Below are 22,104 nucleotides of genomic sequence, written 5' to 3' on the forward strand. Positions count from 1 at the left end.
ATGAGCGGGACGGTGAGAGGGGAAATATGGCTGCTTGGCGGCAGTGTGTGTACGGGAATTGCGCTGATGATGGTGTATGACGGGCTTAGGATCTTCCGATGGCTGGTGCGGCACGGCTCATTTTGGACAGGCATAGAGGATGCGGCGTATTGGCTCTTTGCCAGTTTTGCGACGTTCCGGCTTTTGTTCTGGCACAATGACGGAGTCCTGCGCGGCTATGCGGTGGCGGGTGTGCTGGGCGGCATGGTGTTTTATGACCGGACGGGCAGCCGTCTTTTGTTTGCGGTATTGAAAAAATGCAGCAGATGGATTAAAATAAAAGGAAGAGGCAAAAAAAGCCAGAAGACCGGAAAGGAACATACAACAAGGGGACAGGCAGAGAATCTGGAAAGGAAGTGAGATGAAGGTGCGTAGACAGATGTCAGAAGGCAGACCGGGTGGGAATGCACGGAAAAAGAAAAAGGACAATTTAAACAACCGGATGGCGCTTGTGGGCGTTACGATGGTAGTGCTGAGTCTGGCGGTTGCCGTGCACATCAAGGGCATCGATCTCAAGGAAAAGGATAGGAGTTATTCAATTCGTGAGGAAAATCTGGAGGCACAGGTTGCGAAAGAAGAAGAACGTGCCAAACAGCTTGAGGAATACCGCGTATACGTGCAGACCAAGCAGTATATCGAGAAGGTAGCGAAGGAGAAGCTGGGACTTGTAAACCGCAATGAGATCCTGCTCAAACCGTCCAATTCGAATTAGGCTTGCGGTGCATCATAGAATGTCCGGGGCATGCCACACAGGGGAGCGGCATTCCTGGATGTGTCGGAAAATGTCGAAGTTTTCCCTGATTTTGCTCCGTCCGTTTGACAAATATTTCCCTCCAGCCTGTATATAATGGCGTTATACAGGTTAGGAGGGATTTTTGTGCTTAAACGGAGAACTTTACATAGAGATATGGCGGATGTCAACGTCTACACGGCAAGACGTTTAAAGAGCATGGCACTGTCACTGGGTGGTCTGGCGCAGGCGTTTGCGGATGAGATCGGCGGGCAGGGGCATCTGACGAAGGAGGACGGACTGGCGGCAATGCAGACGGCGGCGTCGGCGGTATGCGGCGATTGTACACGGTGCAACCTGTATTATGGCAACCGCCGGGACGACAGTTATTATCTCTATTATCTGCTTCGGACGTTCGAGCAGAAAGGGAAAATCGACCTGGAGGACATGCCGCGCCTGTTTCATGAGATTTGTTCCCAGAGAGAGGCATATTTGCGGGAATTGAACCGGAGCCTCGGCCGGGCGACGATGAATCTGGGGTGGAAAAACCGTTTTCTGGAAAGCCGGGATGCGGTGATCGTCCAGTTCCGGGAGCTGGCGGCGATTTTGGAGGAATTTTCCAACCAGATGGAGCAGGCGTCGGATGTGACGGCATCCTGGGAGGAGATGCTTTCGGGGATACTTCGCAGAAGCCATCTGCGCGTGGACAACATGCTGGTGCTTCAATATGAAAATCAGCAGAAGGAGGCGTTTCTCACACTCCGCAGCGTCAACGGGCGATGCATGACGGCGCGGGATGTGGCGGAACTTCTGGGACGCGCGATCGCCGGAAGCCACTGGAGTGTGGCGAAAGACAGCAAAAGCCTGATCACCCGCAATGCGGCGACCTTCCGTTTTGTGGAAGAAGGTAAATACCGGATGGTGTACGGCATGGCGTGCAGCCCCAGGGAGGGTGAACCGATTTCAGGCGATACGTGTACGGTGCAGACCGGGCTTCCTGGACAGGTGATTATGAGCCTGTCGGACGGCATGGGAAGCGGCAGAAGCGCCAGTGAGGACAGCGAGAAGGTCATTGAGCTGACCCAGCGCCTGCTGGAGACGGGATTTTCGGCACGATCGGCGCTCAAATTGGTAAATACGGTGCTTTTGCTGGCGGGCACGGAGCAGAATCCGGCAACAATCGATCTATGTTGTATCGATCTGGGGACAGGTGTGCTGGAAGCGATGAAGCTGGGCGCGGTGCCGACCTTTATTCTGGGGCGTGAGGGTGTTGAGTTTCTGGAAGCAGGCGGGCTGCCGATGGGAATTGTACAGAACGCGGAGCCGGTTCTGATGTCGCGGAAAATGTGGGACGGCGAGAAAATCATTATGATAAGCGACGGCATTCTCGAAGCGATGCCGGGGGAACACAAGGAAGAGACGTTCATGGAATTTGTATCAAACCTTTCCGGCGGCAACCCGCAGGAACTGGCAGAACAGATCCTGGCGTTTGCGTCCGGGCTTTCGGACGGGGGTGTGGTGGATGACTGCACCGTGTTGGTCGGGACGGTGCTGGAACGTGGGTAGTTACTGGGCACGTATGCGTGAACAGTAACGTAGAATCTGGCAGGTTGAGAAATAGGGGGAGATCCGTTATACTGTGAAGGTACTGAACAGTTATGAGTGGATTTATTTTTAAGAGGGATAAAAAGAAATATAAAAGAATGCAGAAACAAACAGAAATTTATATGAAACAAAATCATATGGTTGAGCTGGGGGATGGCGTTCTGGTCGGTTTATCCGGGGGAGCGGATTCCGTCGGTCTTTTGCTGGTGCTCTGGAAGCTGCGGGAGACGTTTCAGATTTCCCTGCGGGCGCTCCATGTCCATCACGGGCTGCGCGGCGCGGAGGCGGATCGGGACGCGGCATTTTCACGGATGCTGTGTGAACGGCTGGAAATTCCTTTTTATGAGTTCCGCATCGATGCGGCAAAAGAGGCGCTTGACCGGAAATGTTCCATCGAGGAGGCGGGACGACTGGCACGGTACCGCCTGTATGAGGAGACGGCGCGGGCGTGGGAGGAAGAGATTCGGCGGGTTCACATCGCCACCGCCCACCATGCGGATGATAATGCGGAAACGGTTCTTTTTAACCTGTTCCGCGGAAGCGGTCTGACCGGGCTTTCCGGCATTGCTCCGGTGCGGGGGCGCATCATCCGTCCTCTTCTCTGGGCGCAGCGGAGTGAGATTCAGGCATGGCTGCGGCAGCAGGGACAGGACTGGGTCGAGGACTCGACGAACCAGGAGAGTGAATACAGCCGCAACTGGCTTCGGAATGAACTGCTTCCGGCGGTAAAAGAGCGCCTGAATGCACAGGCAGTCCGTCATATCGACCAGGCGAGCAGACGCATCCGGCAGGCAGATGCCTATCTGGAAGAGGTGGCAGAAGAATGGCTTCAAAAGCATGCACCGGACGGAAAAGCGGATGCAGGAGCGCTGGCAGAACAGGCGGAGATTGTGCAGGGTTATATCGTGCGGCGGTTGTTTTTAAAGAGCAAAATGCCGCTCCGGGACGTGACGGAGACGCATGTGCAGGCGGTGCGGGAACTTCTGCATCAGGGAACCGGAAAGAGTATTTCGCTGCCGCATGGGTTCCGGGCGGTGAATGTATATGGATTTCTTGAAGTGCGCCCGCTTAGTCATCCAGGGGAAAGAAAAGAGGTTTTGCTTCCGGGCAGCCAGGATGAGAATCTTTTGCAGATGCATATTTTCCCCTGTGAAAATGGGGATGAATTTCCGAAAAACCAGTATACGAAATGGTTTGACTATGATAAAATAAAAGGTACCTTATCGCTGAGACACCGGCAGCCGGGGGACTACCTGACACTGCCGTCCGGTGGTCGGAAAACACTGAAATCCTGGATGATTGATGAGAAAATTCCGAGACAGGAGCGGGAGCAAATCTGGCTTCTGGCGGAAGAAAAACATATCCTGTGGATAGTGGGGCACCGGATCAGCGCATATTATAAGATAACAGAACAGACAAAAACCATCCTTGAGGTGGAATTTAACGGAGGAAAAAGCAGTGGCTGATAAGATTCGTGTATTATTAACGGAAGAAGAAGTAAACAAGAAGATCAGTGAGGTGGCAGCACAGATCAACAAAGATTATGAGGGAAAGGAAGTCCACCTGATCTGTATCTTAAAGGGCGGCGTATTCTTTACCTGCGAACTGGCAAAACGCCTGACTATTCCGGTTTCCCTGGATTTCATGTCCGTATCCAGCTACGGTTCCGACACCAAGTCAAGCGGTGTGGTAAAGATTATCAAGGATCTGGACGAGCCGCTGGAGGGCAAGAATGTCATCATCGTGGAGGACATCATCGATTCCGGACGCACCCTGGCATATCTGATCGAGGTATTAAAACAGAGAAATCCGAAAAATATCGAGCTGTGCACCCTGCTTGATAAGCCGGAGCGCCGCGTGAAAAAACAGGTTCAGGTTAAATATACCTGCTTTACAATCCCGGATGAGTTTGTCGTAGGTTACGGCCTGGATTACGATCAGAAATACCGCAACCTGCCGTACATCGGTGTTGTGGAAGTATAAGGAGGAAGCCAGTTGAAACAACGTCAGTCGATGGGAGGCGTGGGGCTTCTGATCCTCATGCTGCTCGTTATCATGTTTTTCTCGTTGAAAGTCCCTGGAATGGCGACGGAGCGGGAATTAAGCTATCCGGAGTTCATGGTATATCTGGAGAATAAGACCGTAGAGAGCGCACAGATCCGCCCGAACCGCGAGGTGCCGACCGGTGAGGTTGTTTTTGAGACAACCTCCGGCGACCGGGAGGAATTCAATGTGCTGGATGTGAAGGAAGTAGAGATGGCGCTGCGCAAGGCGGGGGTTCCGTACACGACCACCAGCGTCCGCCAGGATAGCTATTTTATGACGGTGATCTTGCCGATCGCTTTGTCCGCAGGCGTCCTGATCTTCCTGTTTATGTTTATCAATTCCCGTTCCGGCGGCGGGGCAAATGCCAAGATGATGAATTTTGGACGCAGCCGTGCCCGGATGGTATCGACCAGCAAGGTCAACTTTACCAAAGTTGCCGGTCTGGAAGAGGAGAAAGAGGAACTGGAGGAGATCGTAGATTTCCTGAAAAATCCGCAGAAATACACCGGCGTCGGGGCGCGCATCCCGAAGGGCGTGATCTTAGTCGGACCTCCAGGAACCGGTAAAACCCTGCTTGCCAAAGCGGTGGCGGGTGAGGCAGGCGTTCCGTTCTTCTCGATTTCCGGTTCGGATTTTGTTGAAATGTTCGTCGGTGTCGGCGCATCCCGTGTCCGCGACTTGTTTGAGGAAGCCAAGAAAAATGCCCCGTGTATTGTCTTTATCGATGAGATCGATGCGGTTGCCAGACAGCGTGGTACCGGCATGGGCGGCGGTCACGACGAGCGCGAGCAGACGCTCAATCAGCTTTTAGTTGAGATGGATGGTTTCGGCGTCAATGAGGGCATTATTGTCATGGCAGCGACGAACCGTGTGGATATTCTCGACCCGGCGATTCTGCGGCCGGGCAGATTTGACCGAAAGGTGGCAGTCGGACGACCGGATGTCAAGGGTCGCGAGGAGATTCTCGGCGTCCATACGAAGGAAAAACCGCTGGGCGAGGATGTGGATTTACACCGCATCGCGCAGACAACCGCTGGATTTACCGGAGCCGATCTGGAAAACCTGATGAATGAGGCGGCGATCAATACCGCAAAAGAGGGACGTAAGTTCCTGACCCAGACGGATATTGAGAAAGCCTTTATTAAAGTGGGAATCGGCGCTGAGAAGCGCAGCAAGGTAATTTCCGAAAAAGATAAGAAGATTACCGCATACCATGAGGCGGGTCATGCGATTCTGTTCCATGTCCTCCCGGATGTGGGACCGGTTCATACCGTTTCGATCATTCCGACCGGCGTTGGTGCGGCAGGTTATACGATGCCGCTTCCGGAGCAGGATGAGCTTCATATGACGAAGGGCAGAATGCTTCAAAATATCATGGTTTCGTTGGGCGGACGAATCGCCGAGGAGATTATCTTTGACGACATCACGACCGGCGCTTCCCAGGATATCAAGCAGGCGACCTCGATGGCGCGCGCGATGGTAACCGAGTACGGTATGTCAGAGAAACTGGGCATGATCAACTACGGCGGCGACAACAACGAGGTCTTTATTGGCCGTGACCTGGCGCATACGAGAACCTACAGCGAGGAAGTGGCGAGCGAGATCGACAGCGAGGTAAAGCGCATCATCGATGAGTGCTACGCCAAGGCAAAACGGATCATTCTCGACCATGAAGATGTGCTTCATTCCTGCTGTGCCCTGCTGATGGAGAAAGAGAAGATCGGCCAGGCTGAGTTTGAAGCGCTGTTTCAGGATGGAGAAAAGCCGTCAGGGGAAGCTGAAACTCCGGTGACAGAAGCATAAAAAGTTGAAAGCATGAGACAGGTCTGGAAATAAGCCTGAAAAAAGGTGCCAGTCAGCTGCCAGAATGTGCGGGAGACATCCCGGACAGCCATCGGATAGATGGAAATGGCAGTGGCGGCACCTTCTTTTATGCAAATTTCAGGCGGATTTTGCTGGACATTTCTGGAAAGAGCGTTGATTTGCACAAAAAAGAAATCGAAATAAAACGATGTTTGTGCACACTTATTTCCGCTCCTATGCTATTATAATAGACGTAACCCCCCCCAATACATTATATAGTTTTTGCTACACCCCATAAAACGAAATACCTTCTCCTAAAAAGGTCAGCTACCCCGCTGACCTTTTTTATTTCATAGGAAATTACGTCCTATGAAACAAAAAACGCTCCGCGAGGATGCACACTCGCGCGAAGCAGAAACATGTCGCAAGCGACCGCGCGAGACGCCCGAATGTGCCAAGGCACATTCTTTTTTATTACCTAAAATTAGGGGCGTGAAAATAACTTGTGTAATTTTGGGAAATCCTGTAAAATATGGGCAGAAAATAACATGATTGTGAAAGCGGTGAAACCGCTGGAAAGGGAAACAGATGGAGCAGATCAATCGCGACGCGCTATTTTGCGACGAGACAGAGGATTACCGTTGTCCTTCGGAGGCAGATGCGGGTGAAGTCGTCACATTTTATTTCAGAACAGAGAAAAATGGAGCAGATGCGGTTGTACTGCTGGAATATGACCCGGAGACCGGGGCGCTTTTGCAGGAGTGGCAGATGAAACGGCTTTCGTGGGAGTGCTGTGCTGGCAGCGTTGGGAACGGTGCAGATACAAATCGAGGCATAGATGGTAGCGGTATGGCTGACAAGTCAGACAGCCGTTTTGATTACTACAGCTGTGCGCTGACTCTGGGAACGAAAACATTTTCGTATGTATTTCAGGTGACCTGGGGCGAGAACGTCTGTCTTTACAACCGGATCGGGCTGACAGAGGATGCGGCGGCGCACCCGTTTCGCCTGATTCCGGGATTTCATGTGCCGGAGTGGAGCAAGGGCGCGCTGATGTATCAGATCTATGTGGATCGGTTCTGCAACGGCGATCCTACAAACGATACGGAAACCAATGAATATATTTATCTGAAAAAGCCGGTCACCCGGGTGACGGACTGGAAGGAACCGATCAGTACACTCGATGTGGGACGGTTTTACGGCGGTGATCTGCAGGGTGTTTTAGATAAACTTGATTATTTAAAGAGTCTCAAGATAGAAGCAATCTACTTAAATCCGGTATTTGTATCACCGTCGAACCATAAGTATGACTGTCAGGACTACGACCATATCGATCCGCATTATGGAGTGATTCTGGAGGACGCAGACGGACTGGTGTGCCCGGAAGATACGGACAATGACCGCGCACATAAATATATGACGCGGACGGCGGATGAGCAGAACCTGGAGGCGAGCGATGCCTTTTTTGCCCGCCTGATTGAGGAAGCGCACAAGCGGGGAATCCGGGTGCTGGTGGACGGTGTGTTCAACCATTGTGGTTCTTTCAATAAATGGCTGGATGCGGAACTTCTGTACCAGCACGCGGGCGGCTATCCGCAGGGGGCATATGTCTCGGAGGACAGCCCGTATCGCTATTTTTTCCAGTTCCACAATGAAAATGCCTGGCCGTTCAATGACAGCTACGACGGCTGGTGGGGACACGCGACGCTTCCGAAGCTTAATTACGAGGAAGCGCCGGAATTGTACCAGTACATTCTGGGGATTGCGAAAAAATGGGTGTCGGCGCCGTTTGGAGCAGATGGCTGGCGGCTGGATGTGGCGGCAGATCTGGGGCGGAGCGCCGGGATGAACCATCAGTTCTGGCGTGATTTCCGCGCGGCAGTCAAGGAGGCAAATCCGGAGGCGGTCATGATCGCGGAACATTACGGCAGCCCGTATGACTGGCTGAAGGGCGATCAGTGGGATACGGTCATGAATTATGATGCGTTTATGGAGCCGCTGTCATGGTTTCTGACCGGGATGGAGAAGCACAGTGACGAAGAAAATCCGGCGCTGTTTGGGGATGGATGCGCCTTTTTTGAGGCGATGCGCTACCATATGAGTGAAATGCCGACGGCTTCCATGCAGTGTGCGATGAACGAGCTGTCCAACCACGATCACTCCCGCTTTATGACGCGGACAAACCGCCGGGTGGGCCGTCTTGCGTCGGCAGGTGCAAAAGCAGCGGAGGAAGGCATCAGCTATGGCATTTTCCGCCAGGGTGTTGTCATGCAGATGACCTGGCCGGGCGCACCGACGATCTATTACGGCGACGAAGCGGGCGTCTGTGGATGGACCGATCCGGACAGCCGCCGGACGTACCCGTGGGGCGGGGAAAACCTGGAGCTGATCGAGTTCCACCGCTACATGAGCGGCATCCGGAAACGCTGTCCGGCATTTAGAAATGGTTCCCTGAAAGAGCTGGCGGCGGGAGATGGCTATATTGCCTATGGACGTTTTCAGAGTGCTCAGAGAGCTGGCGGCGCGTGCTGCGGCGTGACGGCGGTCAATACAGGTGATGACTGGCTGACGCTCAAGATTCCGGTCTGGCAGATCGGCGCGCGCGACGGGGCGGTCCTGCGCCGGGAAATGATGACCTATGAGGACGGTTACAACGCCGGACAGGTTGAACATGAGGTAAAGGACGGATATATCGAGGTGAAAATCCCACCGGTCGGAAGTATCGTTTTGACGGGAAATGATACGGCATTGTAGGAAATGCGGCTTCGACAAGATATATGATTTCTGGCAGTTGAACGAGAAGAATCAAAAGCAGGAAAAAATGGAAATAAAAATATTAAATAAAATATATAAAAACACTTGCTTTTTTGAGACAGTCATGTTATAATCTTCAACTGTCAGAGCAATTTTGGATGGGTTCCCGAGTGGCCAAAGGGGGCAGACTGTAAATCTGTTGCGTCTCGCTTCGGTGGTTCGAATCCACCTCCATCCATTTGGCTTTGTGCCAGTCATGAGTAATCATGATGCCGGCGTGGCGGAACTGGCAGACGCACAGGACTTAAAATCCTGCGAGGGTTAAACTTCGTACCGGTTCGATTCCGGTCGCCGGCAGTATCGGGAACAGTTTTTAACTGTTCCCGATTTTGCGTTATACGGACGTATTTGCAGCGTTGGTTTATATCAGGATATAGAAATCCTGTCATAAACCGGCGCTTCTTTTGCATATAATACAAAGCAAAGGAGTGAAAACATGTCTGCATATCATCGGTTAATATCATATATCTATGCATACGAGGGCGGAATCAAAGGGAAAAATACGGGATTTGCGAAATTGGAGACGCGGGGAACTTCCTGCCGGATTCAGGTCAGCGTCCGCCGTGTCTTTGCGGGCGGCAGCCCGATCGGCGTATACCTTCTGGCAGGGCAGGAGGAGATCCGTATCGGCACCCTGTTTGTCCGTGGCGGAAATGGGGAGTTCCGTGCCGTCGTCAATTGTGAAAATATTGAAGGAAGCGGCTGCAATATGGAAGAGTGCTGTGGTCTGACTCTTCATGAGACGGACAGCGCATGGCGTGCCTATACGACGATCTGGGAAGATGCCGTCGCGCATGCGGCAGAGGTTGAGCTGGCGGATGTGACTGCTGAGAAAGTGCGGGAGCAGGAAGCAGAGAAGGAAGGCGCAACGCGGAAACTGGCAGAGAATGTAGCTGGGGAAGTGAACAGCGCGTCTGTAGGGAAAGAAAAATTGGATGAGGCGTCAGAACTTACCCGGTCGGGAGAAATGGAGAGTCAGGACACATCCACGGAGACAGAGAAGAAAGAAGCTGTGAATATAAACGAAACGGACTTCGGAATCAGCCAGCCCCAGCCAGAAAAGCTGGAGGATTCAAACCTGGAGATTTTCGAGGACACGGAAACCATGGAAGTGGTTCCAGATATCTCAGAAACATCCGATCATCAAGAGGCAGAAGTTGTTCAGGAAACGCAAACGGAAACACCGCAAGAAAGTTTTCAGGAATCCACTCAAGAAGTGCAAACGGAGACACCGAAGGAAAGTTTTCAGGAATCCTATCAGGAAGCACAGACAGAAGCACGGCGGAAAGATTCTCAAGAATCCACCCGGGAGGTCCGGAAAGAGGCGCTTCCAGATTCTCCACCAGACCATCAAGAAGCATTTCAGCCAGGCTCTCAAAATCAAAAACAACCGCAACCAGATTCTTCCAAGGAATTTCCCAAAGAAGATCCCGCCGAGACTCTCTGGGACCGCCTGCGCGTTACCTATCCGAAAGTAACCGCCTTCGAATGCGCCGACGGCTGCGAGATTCTGGTAATCAAACCGCAGGATATCGGGCTTCTGCCGCGGGAAAACTGGGTGTATGGAAATAACAGCTTTCTTCTGCACGGTTACTACAACTACCGATATCTGATTCTGGCGAGACTGGGGAAACCCGGCGAACGGGGGCGCTACATTCTGGGCGTGCCGGGACATTATGGAAACAATGAAAAATATATGGCGGCGATGTTCGGCTTTGACCGTTTTGTCCGTTCCACCCGCCAGCCGCCGCGCGACAGCCGGTTCGGGTATTGGTATACGGATTTGAATTTTACATAAAAGCCGGTTGATCCTTTTGGAGAACTCTTGACAAAGGATAGCTTTTCTGGGTAGGATGGACACGGGTCAAATGCTTTCAGGTGTTTGGTTGGCAGCGGATCAAACTTGTCGGGAAACTGGGATAAGGATGCCTGTTGTTGGAAGCGGATAAATTTAAACGGAGGAAAAAACAGTGGCAGCAAAATTGACACGGGAAGAGAAATATATGAAAGCGGCGATCCGCGAGGCGAAGAAAGCCTGGGCGCTCGGAGAAGTGCCGATCGGCTGCGTGATCGTGTATGAGGACAAAATCATCGGCAGGGGTTACAACCGCCGGATGGTCGATCATAGCGCGCTGGCACATGCGGAGATCGCGGCAATCAAAAAAGCGTGCAAGCGCATGGGCGACTGGCGCCTGGAAGAATGCGAGCTGTACGTGACGCTGGAACCGTGCCCGATGTGCGCAGGGGCGATCGTGCAGGCGCGGATTCCAAAAGTTTACATCGGTTCCATGAACCCGAAAGCCGGCTGCGCCGGTTCGGTACTGAATCTTCTGGATGAAAAAGGATTCAATCATCAGGTGGAGACAGAAGAAGGACTTTTGGGCGAGGAATGTTCGATGATGTTGAAAGAATTTTTCAAAGAATTGCGTGAAAAGAGAAAAAAGAAGAAAGAAGAAAAAGCTGGTGAATGATTTCCACCAGCTTTTTGCATTCCATATTTTCCGTTCAAACCGAAAGGTACAGTCCTTATTTGATTACGTGGATCCAGCCCTCCGGAGCTTTGATGTGACCCATCTGGATGCCGGTCAGTGTCTCATAGAGTTTCTGGGTAACCGGACCCATCTTCTCCATACCTGCCGGGAAGCAGATTTCCTTGCCGTGGTCAACGATCTTGCCAACCGGGGAGATAACAGCTGCGGTACCGCACAGACCGCACTCTGCGAAATCTTTTACTTCGTCTAAGTATACTTCACGCTCTTCGGTCTCCATGCCAAGGTAATCTCTTGCAACCTGCAGGATGGAACGGCGTGTGATAGACGGAAGGATGCTGTTGGACTTCGGAGTTACCAGCTTGCCGTCTTTGGTGATAAAGATAACGTTTGCGCCGCCGGTCTCCTCGATCTTGGTACGTGTCTGCGGATCCAGGTAGATGTTCTCATCGAAACCGTTCTTATGAGCATCTACGATCGCATGCAGGCTCATCGCGTAGTTTAATCCGGCTTTGATGTGACCGGTTCCGTGAGGTGCTGCACGGTCGAAATCGCTGACGCGGATGGTGATCGGTTTAGCGCCGCCCTTGAAGTACGGACCTACCGGTGTACAGAATACGCGGAACTGATAGATGTTTGCCGGTTTAACGCCGATGATGGAATCATAACCGAACATATACGGGCGGATGTACAGGGTTGCACCGGAACCATACGGCGGTACGAATGCTGCGTTGGCTTCTACTACTTTTGTGATGGCGTCTACGAAGCGCTCCTTCGGGAATGGCGGCATTTCAAGACCTTTTGCGGAATTTTCCATACGCTCGCCGTTTAAGTCAGGACGGAACGTAACGATATGGCCGTCCTCGGTCGTATACGCTTTCAGACCCTCGAAGCAAGTCTGTGCATACTGCAGAACACAGGCACATTCATTCAGGGTAATATTCGGGTCGGAGGTAAGGGCGCCTTCGTCCCAGGAACCATTCTGATACATGGAAACATAGCGGTAATCCGTTGGCATATAGCCGAAACCGATGTTGCTCCAGTCGATATTTTTCTTTTCCATAATCGTTGCTCCAATCTTACAGAATTTTATGATTTAGTAACTGTTTGACTTTTTGCAGTCGCTAGATTTATACCTATTATAATGATTTCTTTCTTCTGTTGCAAGATTCTGGGATAAAAAATGATAAAAAAACAATAAAATTTATTCTTGTGTATTTTTATACAATGCTTGTTAGTCAAGCTCCGGCTTGACAAAACGGCGGCTGCCATGTATACTAAACAGGCTGACGGTCTGCAGGTCATTCCGTCATATAAGACCAAGTCATAAAGTTTCCGCACAGCCGGGGAGTTAGCGGTGCCCTGTACCTGCAATCCGCTATAGCAGGGGTGTTGTCCGACCGAGGGCGTTTTTACTGTGGGGCTGCCCCTGAAAAGTGGCGTTGAAGTCTGGGTCTTGCGCAACAGAAATCTGTGAACCGTGTCAGGGCAGGAATGCAGCAGCACTAAGCAGAAGCTTCTGTGTGCCGCAAGGCAGCCTGGACCGAGTTAACTGTCAGGGTAACGTCCATGGCATACGTTCGAAGCCGGGCGTGCGGATTTTTTTATTTCATAGGAAATTGCTTCCTATGAAATAAAAAATAGAAAATAATAGATACAGAAACAAGCATTTTTGCAGGTGTGTGAATATAGCCGGGATATGTGGAATTTGATTTGCCAAGGGGTAGGAATACCGTGCCGGAGCAGATTAAAAGCGCGTATCCCGGTATTTTTATGTCTATGATATTTGTAAGGAATTTTTTCTTGCCCGCGGGATATGATTGTATTATAATTACAAAATGGGTGTAGTTTATCCTGATATGGGGGTTGTTGGAAACTTAGAATAAGGGTAACTGTGAAGGTACTGGACGGTTATGAAGAAAGGGAAAGCGCTCATGAGAAGAATCGGTATGTTAACCAGCGGTGGCGACTGCCAGAGCTTAAATGCGACGATGCGAGGCGTGGCAAAATCGCTGTACAAGATGTTCGATGACATAGAGATAGTTGGATTTGAAGACGGCTATAAAGGTCTTATGTATGCAGACTACCGGATTATGAAACAGTCGGATTTTTCCGGGATTCTGACACGCGGAGGTACGATTCTGGGAACTTCCAGACAGCCTTTCAAGCTGATGCGGATGCCGGACGAGAACGGTCTGGATAAAGTGGAAGCGATGAAACACACCTATTACAAGCTGAAACTGGAATGTCTCGTCATTTTAGGCGGCAACGGCAGCCAGAAGACGGCAAATCTGCTGCGGGAGGAAGGACTCAATATCGTTTCTCTTCCGAAGACCATAGACAATGATCTCTGGGGCAGCGATCTTACGTTTGGATTCCATAGTGCGGTTGATGTAGCGACCAATGCCATCGACTGTATTCATACGACGGCGGCGTCTCATGGCAGAGTCTTCATCGTGGAGATCATGGGCCACAAGGTGGGATGGCTGGCGCTCTATGCAGGCATCGCGGGCGGAGCTGACATCATTCTCCTGCCGGAGATCCCGTATGATATTGATGTGGTGGTAAATGCGATCCGCAGCCGTACTAAAAATGGCAAGAATTTCACGATTCTGGCGGTCGCAGAGGGCGCGATTTCCAAGGAAAATGCAGCCCTGACCAAGAAAGAATTAAAAGAAAAGAAGAAAAATGGACCGGTTTATCCGTCGGTCGCTTACGAGCTGGGCGCCCAGATTTCCGAGCGGACGGGGCAGGAGATCCGTGTGACGGTTCCGGGGCATATGCAGCGCGGAGGCGAGCCATGTCCGTATGACCGCGTGATTGCGACGCGCCTCGGCGCGGAGGCAGCAGAGATGATCCGCCGCAAAGAATACGGCTATATGGTCGCTTTAAACAACAATAAGATTGAAAAAATTCCGCTCGCGGACATTGCCGGTAAATTAAAGATGGTCGATCCGAAGAGCGATATTATCCGGGAAGCTAAGGATGTAGGCATCAGCTTCGGCGATGAATAGTAAGGAAGTAGTAGTTTATGTCATATACAGCACTGTACAGAAAATGGCGTCCGACGTCCTTTGAAGAGGTCCGGGGTCAGGACCATATCGTAAAGACCCTGAAAAATCAGATCAACTCCGGGCGGATCGGGCACGCGTACCTCTTCTGCGGGACGCGCGGAACCGGTAAGACGAGTATTGCCAAGATCTTTGCACGGGCAGTCAACTGTGAACATCCGGTGGACGGCAGCCCCTGCGGCGAGTGCAGTATGTGCCGCCAGATTGCGGAAGGAGCTTCCCTCAATGTGGTGGAGATCGATGCGGCATCCAACAATGGTGTGGAAAATATCCGCGATATCCGGGAGCAGGTGCAGTACCCGCCGACGGACGGGCGCTACCGCGTCTACATCATTGACGAGGTTCATATGCTTTCGATTGGCGCGTTCAATGCGCTCTTAAAGACGCTGGAAGAACCGCCGTCCTACGTTATATTTATCTTGGCGACGACGGAGGTCCACAAGATCCCGATCACGATCCTGTCCCGGTGCCAGAGATATGATTTCAAGCGGATCTCGATCGATACCATCGCGGGACGGCTGGCGGAGCTGACGCAGGCGGAGCAGATCGATGTAGACGATCGGGCACTTAGGTATGTGGCACGTGCGGCGGATGGCTCGATGCGAGATGCGTTAAGTCTTCTCGATCAGTGCGTGGCATTCCATTTCGGGGAAAAGCTGACGTATGACAATGTGCTCGAGGTGTTGGGCGCGGTCGATAACCGCGTGTTTGGCAAGCTGTTTCAGGCGGTGCTTGCAAGTGATACGAAGGCGTGCATCCGTGAGATTGAGGAAATGATCATCCAGGGGCGCGATCTTTCGCAGCTTGTCAACGATTTCGTCTGGTATATGCGAAATCTCCTGATTGCCAAGACGACCGACGAACCGGGCGATATGCTCGATATGTCGGAGGAAAATCTGGCAGTTTTAAAGGAAGAGGCGGCAGGCGTTGATACGGAAACGCTGATGCGTTACATCCGTATTTTCTCGGAACTTTCCGGGCAGCTGCGCTACGCGTCACAGAAGCGGATTCTGGTGGAGATTGCCTTTATCAAGCTGACGACGCCGTCGATGGAACAGAATCTTGATTCCATTTTACAGCGGATTACGCTATTAGAGCAGAAAATGCAGGAAATGCCGGACAATCTACAGAAACTGGCGTCCCTTGCACCGGCAGCGGGGCAGGCGGCATCCTCCAAAACGGCTGTGGTGGAAACGCCGCCTGAGCCGAAGAAGGTATCCCTTCCACCGGCACAGTACGAAGATCTGATGCTGATGCGGAAAGAATGGGGACGGATTGCGTCCCTGAGCCAGCTTGTGGGTTCGATTAGACTCAGTCTTCCCAAGACAAGTGTAGAACCGGCGGGCGAAGGCTGCCTTTGCATTGTGTGTACAGATGAAAATACGTTTGGAATTATCAATCGGGAGCCTGAGCTTAAAAATTTGCAGGAAGTAGTGCAAGAAAAATACAAAAAGACTCTGCAATTTAAAGTCCGTTTAGAATCATCTGCTGTGCCGCAAAGAACGGTTTATGTCAGTGATGAGGATTTAAAGAACGCAATCCATACCGATGTGATTGTCGAAGAGGATGATTCCGTGTAGTGGAGCTTGCCAAAGATGAGCCTTGTTTTGTAATGCAAGAAGCTGTGATTAAATGCAGATAAATGATATTAGTGGGTTTATATGATATATAGAACCGGCTGCAATCGGCAGCCAGTCTGAATATAAATAAAAAGAAGTGAAAGAGAGGAATGACACCATGGCAAAACGTGGCGGTTTCCCAGGCGGTATGCCGGGCAATATGAACAATTTAATGAAGCAGGCGCAGAGAATGCAGCGCCAGATGGAAGAGAAGCAGAAAGAGCTGGAGGAGAAGCAGTACAGCGCATCCGCAGGCGGCGGCGCTGTAACCGTGACCGTATCTGGTAAAAAAGAGGTTCTTTCCGTGAAACTGTCTGAGGAAGTAGTGGATCCGGATGATATCGAGATGTTAGAGGATCTGATCGTGGCGGCGACCAACGAGGCATTCCGTCAGGCGGAAGAGGACAGCAGCCAGATGATGTCCCAGTTGACCGGTGGCCTTGGAGGTCTGGGAGGCGGATTCCCGTTTTAAGCGATGGATTATTACAGCAGTCAGATTAGCAAGCTAATCGAAGAATTGTCAAAACTTCCCGGAATCGGAAGTAAATCGGCGCAGCGTCTTGCATTTCATATCATCAATATGCCGGAAGAACAGGTCAGGCACTTGTCCGGCGCGATTCTGGAAGCCAAGCAGAATGTGCGTTACTGCAAGGAGTGCTGCACATTGACTGATAAGGAACTGTGCCCGATCTGCAGCAGCGACCGGCGAGATCATGAGACGATCATGGTGGTGGAAAATACGCGCGATCTGGCGGCATATGAAAAGACAGGAAAATACAACGGGGTCTATCATGTGCTGCATGGGGCGATCTCCCCGATGCTGGGGATCGGGCCGGGCGACATCCGGCTCAAGGAGCTGATGACTCGCCTGCAGAAAGAGGAGGTTCGTGAGGTCATTATCGCAACCAACTCAAGCCTGGAGGGCGAGACGACCGCGATGTATTTGAGCAAGCTGATTAAGCCGACAGGGATCCGGGTGACGCGAATCGCCAGCGGCGTTCCGGTCGGGGGCGACTTGGAATATATTGATGAGGTAACGCTTCTGCGCGCGCTGGATGGGCGTACAGAGCTGTAGCCGGTGAGCAAATAAAACGTTACTGGGCACGTATGCGTGAACAGTAACAATAAAACTTCTGCCGCGGCAGGAAGTTAGGAGATGCATAAGATGGATAAATACGAGTTTAACATCAAGGTAGAGCAGATTAAGAAACTGGTCAACAAGGGAGATTTCGAGACGGCGATGAAGATCGCCGATACCATCGACTGGCGTCGTGTACGCAGCACCAGCCTGCTTACGATGATTTCCCAGATTTATGAGAAAAATGCAGAGTATCAGGATGCCAAGGATATTTTATTGCTGGCATATGAGAGAGCGCCGCTTGGAAAGGGGCTTTTATATAAGCTGACTGACCTTGCACTGCGTGAAAATAATATTCAGGAGGCAGAGGCATATTACCGGGAGTTTTGTGAGCTGTCCGGCGATGACCCGCGCCAGTACCTGCTTCGTTTCCTGATTCTGGAGGCGAAGGATGCGCCGTTAGAGCAGCAGATCAATTCTCTGGAGAGATATTGTCAGGAAGAGCTGGATGAGAAATGGCTGTACCACCTGGCAGAGCTTTATCATCAGGCGAACCAGGCGGACGACTGTGTGCGGATCTGCGACAAGATCATGCTGATGTTCGGTCTTGGCAAATATGTGGATAAGGCAATGGAACTGAAACTTCAGTATGCGCCGCTGACGAAATATCAGATGGATCTGGTAGAAAACCGCGAGAAGTACGAAGAGAAGCTGCGTGCGGTGGAAGAAGAGTACAAGAACGGTACATACCGCAAGCCGGAGCCGGAAGGAGAGTATCTGGATACGGATGAGCCGGAGGCAGAGCTGGACGACGAACCGGAGAATGAGCCGGAGGGACAGCCAGAGCAGGCAGAACCAGAAGAGAAGGCAGGAAAACCGAAAGCTGAGACAAAACCGGCGGACGAGAAAGTAGAAAAGGCTGCGCTGGACGAGGATGTAGTAGCAAGCCTTCATGAAGCACAGGCGGAAGAAGCGCTGGCAAAAGAAGTGTCCAAGATCAAGCCTTACGATGAGGAAGAGGGCGCATCCGAAGGGGAGACACGTGTTTTCAGGAATCTCCGCGACCTGGAACCGGCAGAGGAAAAGAGCGAGGAAGCTCCGATTCATGAATTTGAAGAGGAAGAAGAAACCATAGTGGAAGACTGGGATTTCGAACCGGAAGAGGAAGAAGAGGAGATCAAGGAATCGAATCATCTGATGATCGAGGCGGAAGATCCGGCAGCCGGTCTTGCGATGGCACTTGATTCCCTGAAAAAGATTCACCGCGAGCTGGGGACCAAGCATCCGGTTGCCAAGATCAGCGGCGCAAACCTTTCTCATCGCGGCATCGCATCGGTGGCGGAGCGCCTGGCAGGCAAGGATCTGGTGGTCGAGCATGCAGCCGATCTGGACGATTTGACGGTGGAAGAGCTGGAAGAACTGATGACACAGGATGAAACCGGCATGGTCGTTGTTCTGATTGATACGCAGGCACGTTTAGAGCAGATGCACCGCGCATATCCGGCATTAGCAGAGCGTTTCCAGTATATCGGCTGTGAAAACCAGAAAGACGATGCAGCGAAGCTGGCACAGGCGCGCGAGGAAGAGCTGAAACGCCAGCAGGCGCAGCAGGAAGCAGAAGCAGCCAGAAAACGCCAGGCAGAGCGTGAAGCGGAGATCCGCCGTCAGGCAGAAAAAGAGGCAGAGGAAAAACGCAGACAGCAGGAAGCAGCAGCCCGCCGTGAGGAAGAAGAGCGCGCCAAGGAAGAAGCACAGGCACTGGCAGCCAAAGAAGCAGAAGAAGCGCGTAAAGCGGAGGAAGATCGCCGTCTGGCAGAGCAGCAGAGAGAAGAACTGCGCCGTCAGGAAGAGGCAAGACGCGATGACGAGCCAGAGTATGAAGACGAAGAAGATCACTACGAGAAGGACGAGTATGAGCCGGAGGATGATTATGCGCGTGGCGGCTATCGTGATGATTATAAGGACGATTACAAAGACAGCTATAAAGACGAACGCGAGGACGACGAGTATTCCAATTATCCAGAGGATGAGCCGGAAGAGAAACCGTCCAAAAAGTCCGGTGATATGGATGTTGAGGAGTTTGTTCAGTATGCCTGCAAATATGCATCGGAGATCGACTGCAGTATTTCGGGAAAGAGCATGCTGGCTCTGTACGAGCGTGCTGAGATGATGGAGGAGGACGGAGAACCGCTTACCAAGACAAGTGCCGAAGATTTGATCGAGGAAGCTGCAGATAAGGCGGAGAAGAAATCCTTCAGCGGACTGTTCTCATCGAAATATGATAAGGATGGACTTCTGATTCTGAAAGAGAAACATTTTTTTGATTAATTAAAACAATTCGAGAAATTTTAAAATTAAAACTAATTAGTAAAAGAGAGCGCTGCGGGGGAATGCTTCCCGGCAGCGTTTTCTGGTAGTGGACAGTAAAAAGAGATACGGGAGAGAAAGATGGGAACACGGTTAATAGCCCTCGATTTAGATGGGACACTGTTAAATGAAAAAATGCACGTGTCGGAAAAAACAAGACAGGTGATGGAACTGTGCGCGCAGCGGGGGATTGAGATTGTCCCGGCGACCGGGCGCGCGCTCCCGGCAGTGCCAGAGGAGGTTTTGAGCCTGCCGGGCGTCCACTATGGCATATTTACAAATGGAGCGGTCGTCCGGGATTTCGGGAAAAATACCTGGGTGTCGGAAAGCTGCCTGAGCTGGGAAGAGACGATCCGGGTGATTGAGGTGCTGCGCCGGCATCCGGTTATTTACGATATGTATGTATCGGAGGGCGGCGTCAGCGAGACGCGATTGCTGGCACAGCTGGAAGAATACGGGATACCGGAACGTGAATGCGCCTATATCCGGGCGACGCGCCGGGCAGTTACTGACATGGTGGAGTATCTGCGGGAGAAAAAATGCCCGGTGCAGAAGATGAATTTAAATTTTAAGGACCGGGAGAGCAAGCAGGCAGTCCGGGCAAAGCTGGAAGCGATGCCGGAGGTTCTGGTGACCTCCTCGCTTCCGTGGAATCTGGAACTCAACGCGGCGGGCATCACAAAGGGAAGCGGGCTGCGGAATCTCTGTCAGTATCTGGGAATTGAAGCGGAGGAGACGATGGCATTTGGAGACGGCGAAAACGACTGGCCCATGCTGGAGGCAGCAGGAATCGGCGTAGCGATGGAAAATGGCGCCCCATTTTTAAAGGAACGCGCAGACCGGATTGCCGCTTCGAACCGGGAAGAGGGCGTAGCGGAGGCGATCAGACAATGGGTGCTTATATAAAAGAAAACTGGCTGTTCGTGGTGGTGGCAGTCTATCTGGTTTCCATGGTACTGTACGGGCATTACCGCGGATTTGTCCGCCTGGCAGTCTCGGCCGTTTCCCTGGTGCTGTCGCTGGGGGTGGTTCATTTTGGTGCGCCGTCTGTCGCGAATCTGCTTCGCAGCAATGAGGTGGTCTATCAGGCGGTGGAGGACAGCGTGACGAAATTTATCCAAAAGGACGATGAGGCGGAAAATGAGGCAGCTGACGCGGCGCCGCCATCCGTACAGCGCAGTATTATTGAAGAAATGGAGCTTCCGGAACAGTTAAAGGATGCGCTTCTGGAGAATAATAACAGCGAAGTTTACGAGGCGCTGGGTGTAAGCAGCTTTACCCACTACGTCAGCCGTTATCTGGCAAACAGCCTGATCAATATTATAAGTTTTTTTCTGCTGTTTGCAGCCGTGTTCGGCGGACTGCGTGTTCTGTCCGTATCGCTCAATGTGGTCTCCCGGCTGCCGATCATATCGGAACTGAACCGTTTGGCAGGTGCCGTGCTGGGGGGTGCGGAAGGGATCTTTTTCGTCTGGATTGCAGCACTGCTTATTACACTGTTCTCGGCAACGGCGATTGGTGAACTTTTCCTGAACCAGATAGAAAGCAATATCTGGCTGACCTGGCTGTATGACCACAATATGCTTGGAAGCATCCTGATGGGTGTTGTGAAACGGATTATTTAAAAGCATATAGAGAAAAACTGTGATATTGAAAAACGGCACACCGCATTCTCGCTACTTAGTGATGAGTTAGGTGTGCCAAATTTTTTATCTCAGTCGAGAAGACTCCCACCTCTTTAGGTGGCGAGTAATAGCAAATTTGTCTCAGTGGGAGTTGGGTCTTCGGCTGAGATAAACGCTTCGCGAGGATGCGCAATGATTCTGTATGGAATATGTCAGCGAAAAAACAAGTGAAAATCGCTTGACAAGTTAATGCTGAAATGGTAAACTTTAACTCTAACGTGTTTTGACGTTGGTCTGCATATGCAGGGAAAATCGAATATCACAGGTTTTCTTATTTGCGAAAATGTTTTGAAAATTAAGAAAAAATAGTTGACAACGACAACTGCCTATGATATGATATTCAAGCTGTTGAGCGAAAGCTCAGCTGCGAAAAATAAAATAAAAAAGTTGTTGACAAAGACAACTGCTTGTGGTAATATAAATGAGCTGTCAATGAGACAACAACAAAGAACCTTGAAAACTGAACAGTATGTAAAACCCTGAAAATTCTAAGAACAAAGGCTTTTGGTTAAGCCTTGAAGTTCAAGAGAACATTCAGAACAAAACCAAAACAACAGTAATAACGGTTAAAATTAGCCAAGCGAATTTTGACTGGAATCAAAACTTTAACATGAGAGTTTGATCCTGGCTCAGGATGAACGCTGGCGGCGTGCTTAACACATGCAAGTCGAACGAAGCAATCTAACGGAAGTTTTCGGATGGAAGCTGGATTGACTGAGTGGCGGACGGGTGAGTAACGCGTGGGTAACCTGCCTCAC

General features: G+C 51.4%; 17 protein-coding genes, 2 tRNA genes, 1 rRNA gene and 1 other RNA gene (1 of these 21 only partly in view). 20 read left to right on the plus strand and 1 reads right to left on the minus strand.

Annotated elements, in window-relative coordinates:
- The 11 genes from yabQ (at position 1) to tadA (ending at position 11,508) form a co-directional block, all read left to right on the plus strand.
- Positions 1–399, plus strand: a complete 399-nt coding sequence (gene yabQ / locus DWZ76_RS14680; RefSeq protein ID WP_118473058.1) for a spore cortex biosynthesis protein YabQ — start codon at positions 1–3, stop codon at positions 397–399.
- A 1-nt stretch (position 400) separates the two neighbouring features.
- Complete coding sequence (locus DWZ76_RS14685) at positions 401–751, plus strand: septum formation initiator (RefSeq protein ID WP_243017873.1); 351 nt, start codon at positions 401–403, stop codon at positions 749–751.
- A gap of 165 nt (positions 752–916) precedes the next feature.
- Entirely contained in the window at positions 917–2,335 is a 1,419-nt protein-coding gene (locus DWZ76_RS14690; protein ID WP_118473059.1) for a SpoIIE family protein phosphatase, read from the plus strand.
- A gap of 161 nt (positions 2,336–2,496) precedes the next feature.
- Positions 2,497–3,840 (plus strand): tRNA lysidine(34) synthetase TilS, encoded by a 1,344-nt coding sequence (gene tilS / locus DWZ76_RS14695; protein WP_243017875.1) that lies wholly within the window; start codon positions 2,497–2,499, stop codon positions 3,838–3,840.
- The gene (hpt, locus tag DWZ76_RS14700) at positions 3,833–4,357 is read left to right on the plus strand and encodes a hypoxanthine phosphoribosyltransferase (protein WP_022360393.1); all 525 of its coding nucleotides are present in this window, start codon (positions 3,833–3,835) and stop codon (positions 4,355–4,357) included. The genes tilS and hpt overlap by 8 nt, the downstream gene beginning before the upstream one ends.
- Positions 4,358–4,414: 57 nt before the next feature.
- On the plus strand, positions 4,415–6,223 hold the full coding sequence (gene ftsH / locus DWZ76_RS14705) for an ATP-dependent zinc metalloprotease FtsH (protein WP_333549125.1): 1,809 nt from the start codon (positions 4,415–4,417) through the stop codon (positions 6,221–6,223).
- A 588-nt stretch (positions 6,224–6,811) separates the two neighbouring features.
- A complete protein-coding gene (locus DWZ76_RS14710; RefSeq protein ID WP_118473060.1) occupies positions 6,812–8,977 on the plus strand; it encodes a glycoside hydrolase family 13 protein in 2,166 nt (721 codons plus the stop codon).
- Between the two features lie 156 nt (positions 8,978–9,133).
- Positions 9,134–9,215: transfer RNA gene (locus DWZ76_RS14715), tRNA-Tyr, on the plus strand.
- 33 nt (positions 9,216–9,248) lie between these two features.
- Positions 9,249–9,334: transfer RNA gene (locus DWZ76_RS14720), tRNA-Leu, on the plus strand.
- Positions 9,335–9,473: 139 nt separating this feature from the next.
- On the plus strand, positions 9,474–10,835 hold the full coding sequence (locus DWZ76_RS14725; RefSeq protein WP_118473061.1) for a DUF6128 domain-containing protein: 1,362 nt from the start codon (positions 9,474–9,476) through the stop codon (positions 10,833–10,835).
- Between the two features lie 184 nt (positions 10,836–11,019).
- Complete coding sequence (tadA, locus tag DWZ76_RS14730) at positions 11,020–11,508, plus strand: tRNA adenosine(34) deaminase TadA (protein WP_117796687.1); 489 nt, start codon at positions 11,020–11,022, stop codon at positions 11,506–11,508.
- 55 nt (positions 11,509–11,563) lie between these two features.
- Here the strand turns inward: tadA and DWZ76_RS14735 are convergent, their stop codons facing one another.
- Positions 11,564–12,589: a branched-chain amino acid aminotransferase gene (locus DWZ76_RS14735; protein WP_118473062.1), complete on the minus strand. Its 1,026-nt coding sequence runs from the start codon at positions 12,587–12,589 to the stop codon at positions 11,564–11,566.
- 272 nt (positions 12,590–12,861) lie between these two features.
- On the opposite strand from DWZ76_RS14735, the gene ffs reads away from it, so the two are divergent.
- The 9 genes from ffs to DWZ76_RS14780 form a co-directional block, all read left to right on the plus strand.
- Positions 12,862–13,124: signal recognition particle sRNA large type (ffs, locus tag DWZ76_RS14740), an RNA gene on the plus strand.
- 336 nt (positions 13,125–13,460) lie between these two features.
- The gene (locus DWZ76_RS14745) at positions 13,461–14,540 is read left to right on the plus strand and encodes an ATP-dependent 6-phosphofructokinase (RefSeq protein WP_118473071.1); all 1,080 of its coding nucleotides are present in this window, start codon (positions 13,461–13,463) and stop codon (positions 14,538–14,540) included.
- 17 nt (positions 14,541–14,557) lie between these two features.
- The gene (gene dnaX, locus DWZ76_RS14750) at positions 14,558–16,177 is read left to right on the plus strand and encodes a DNA polymerase III subunit gamma/tau (RefSeq protein ID WP_118473063.1); all 1,620 of its coding nucleotides are present in this window, start codon (positions 14,558–14,560) and stop codon (positions 16,175–16,177) included.
- A gap of 157 nt (positions 16,178–16,334) precedes the next feature.
- A complete protein-coding gene (locus DWZ76_RS14755; protein WP_022359050.1) occupies positions 16,335–16,688 on the plus strand; it encodes a YbaB/EbfC family nucleoid-associated protein in 354 nt (117 codons plus the stop codon).
- Between the two features lie 3 nt (positions 16,689–16,691).
- Positions 16,692–17,291 carry a recombination mediator RecR gene (recR, locus tag DWZ76_RS14760; protein WP_022359051.1) on the plus strand — a complete coding sequence of 200 codons (600 nt, stop codon included), beginning with the start codon at positions 16,692–16,694 and terminating at the stop codon, positions 17,289–17,291.
- A 90-nt stretch (positions 17,292–17,381) separates the two neighbouring features.
- The gene (locus DWZ76_RS14765; protein WP_118473064.1) at positions 17,382–19,622 is read left to right on the plus strand and encodes a hypothetical protein; all 2,241 of its coding nucleotides are present in this window, start codon (positions 17,382–17,384) and stop codon (positions 19,620–19,622) included.
- A 120-nt stretch (positions 19,623–19,742) separates the two neighbouring features.
- A complete protein-coding gene (locus tag DWZ76_RS14770; protein WP_118473065.1) occupies positions 19,743–20,567 on the plus strand; it encodes a Cof-type HAD-IIB family hydrolase in 825 nt (274 codons plus the stop codon).
- Positions 20,552–21,286: a CvpA family protein gene (locus tag DWZ76_RS14775; protein WP_118473066.1), complete on the plus strand. Its 735-nt coding sequence runs from the start codon at positions 20,552–20,554 to the stop codon at positions 21,284–21,286. The genes DWZ76_RS14770 and DWZ76_RS14775 overlap by 16 nt, the downstream gene beginning before the upstream one ends.
- A gap of 666 nt (positions 21,287–21,952) precedes the next feature.
- Positions 21,953–22,104, plus strand: a 16S ribosomal RNA gene (locus tag DWZ76_RS14780) (it continues 1,438 nt past the right edge of the window).

The organism is Clostridium sp. AF35-15 (genome assembly GCF_003477745.1).
Classification (GTDB): domain Bacteria; phylum Bacillota; class Clostridia; order Lachnospirales; family Lachnospiraceae; genus Otoolea; species Otoolea fessa.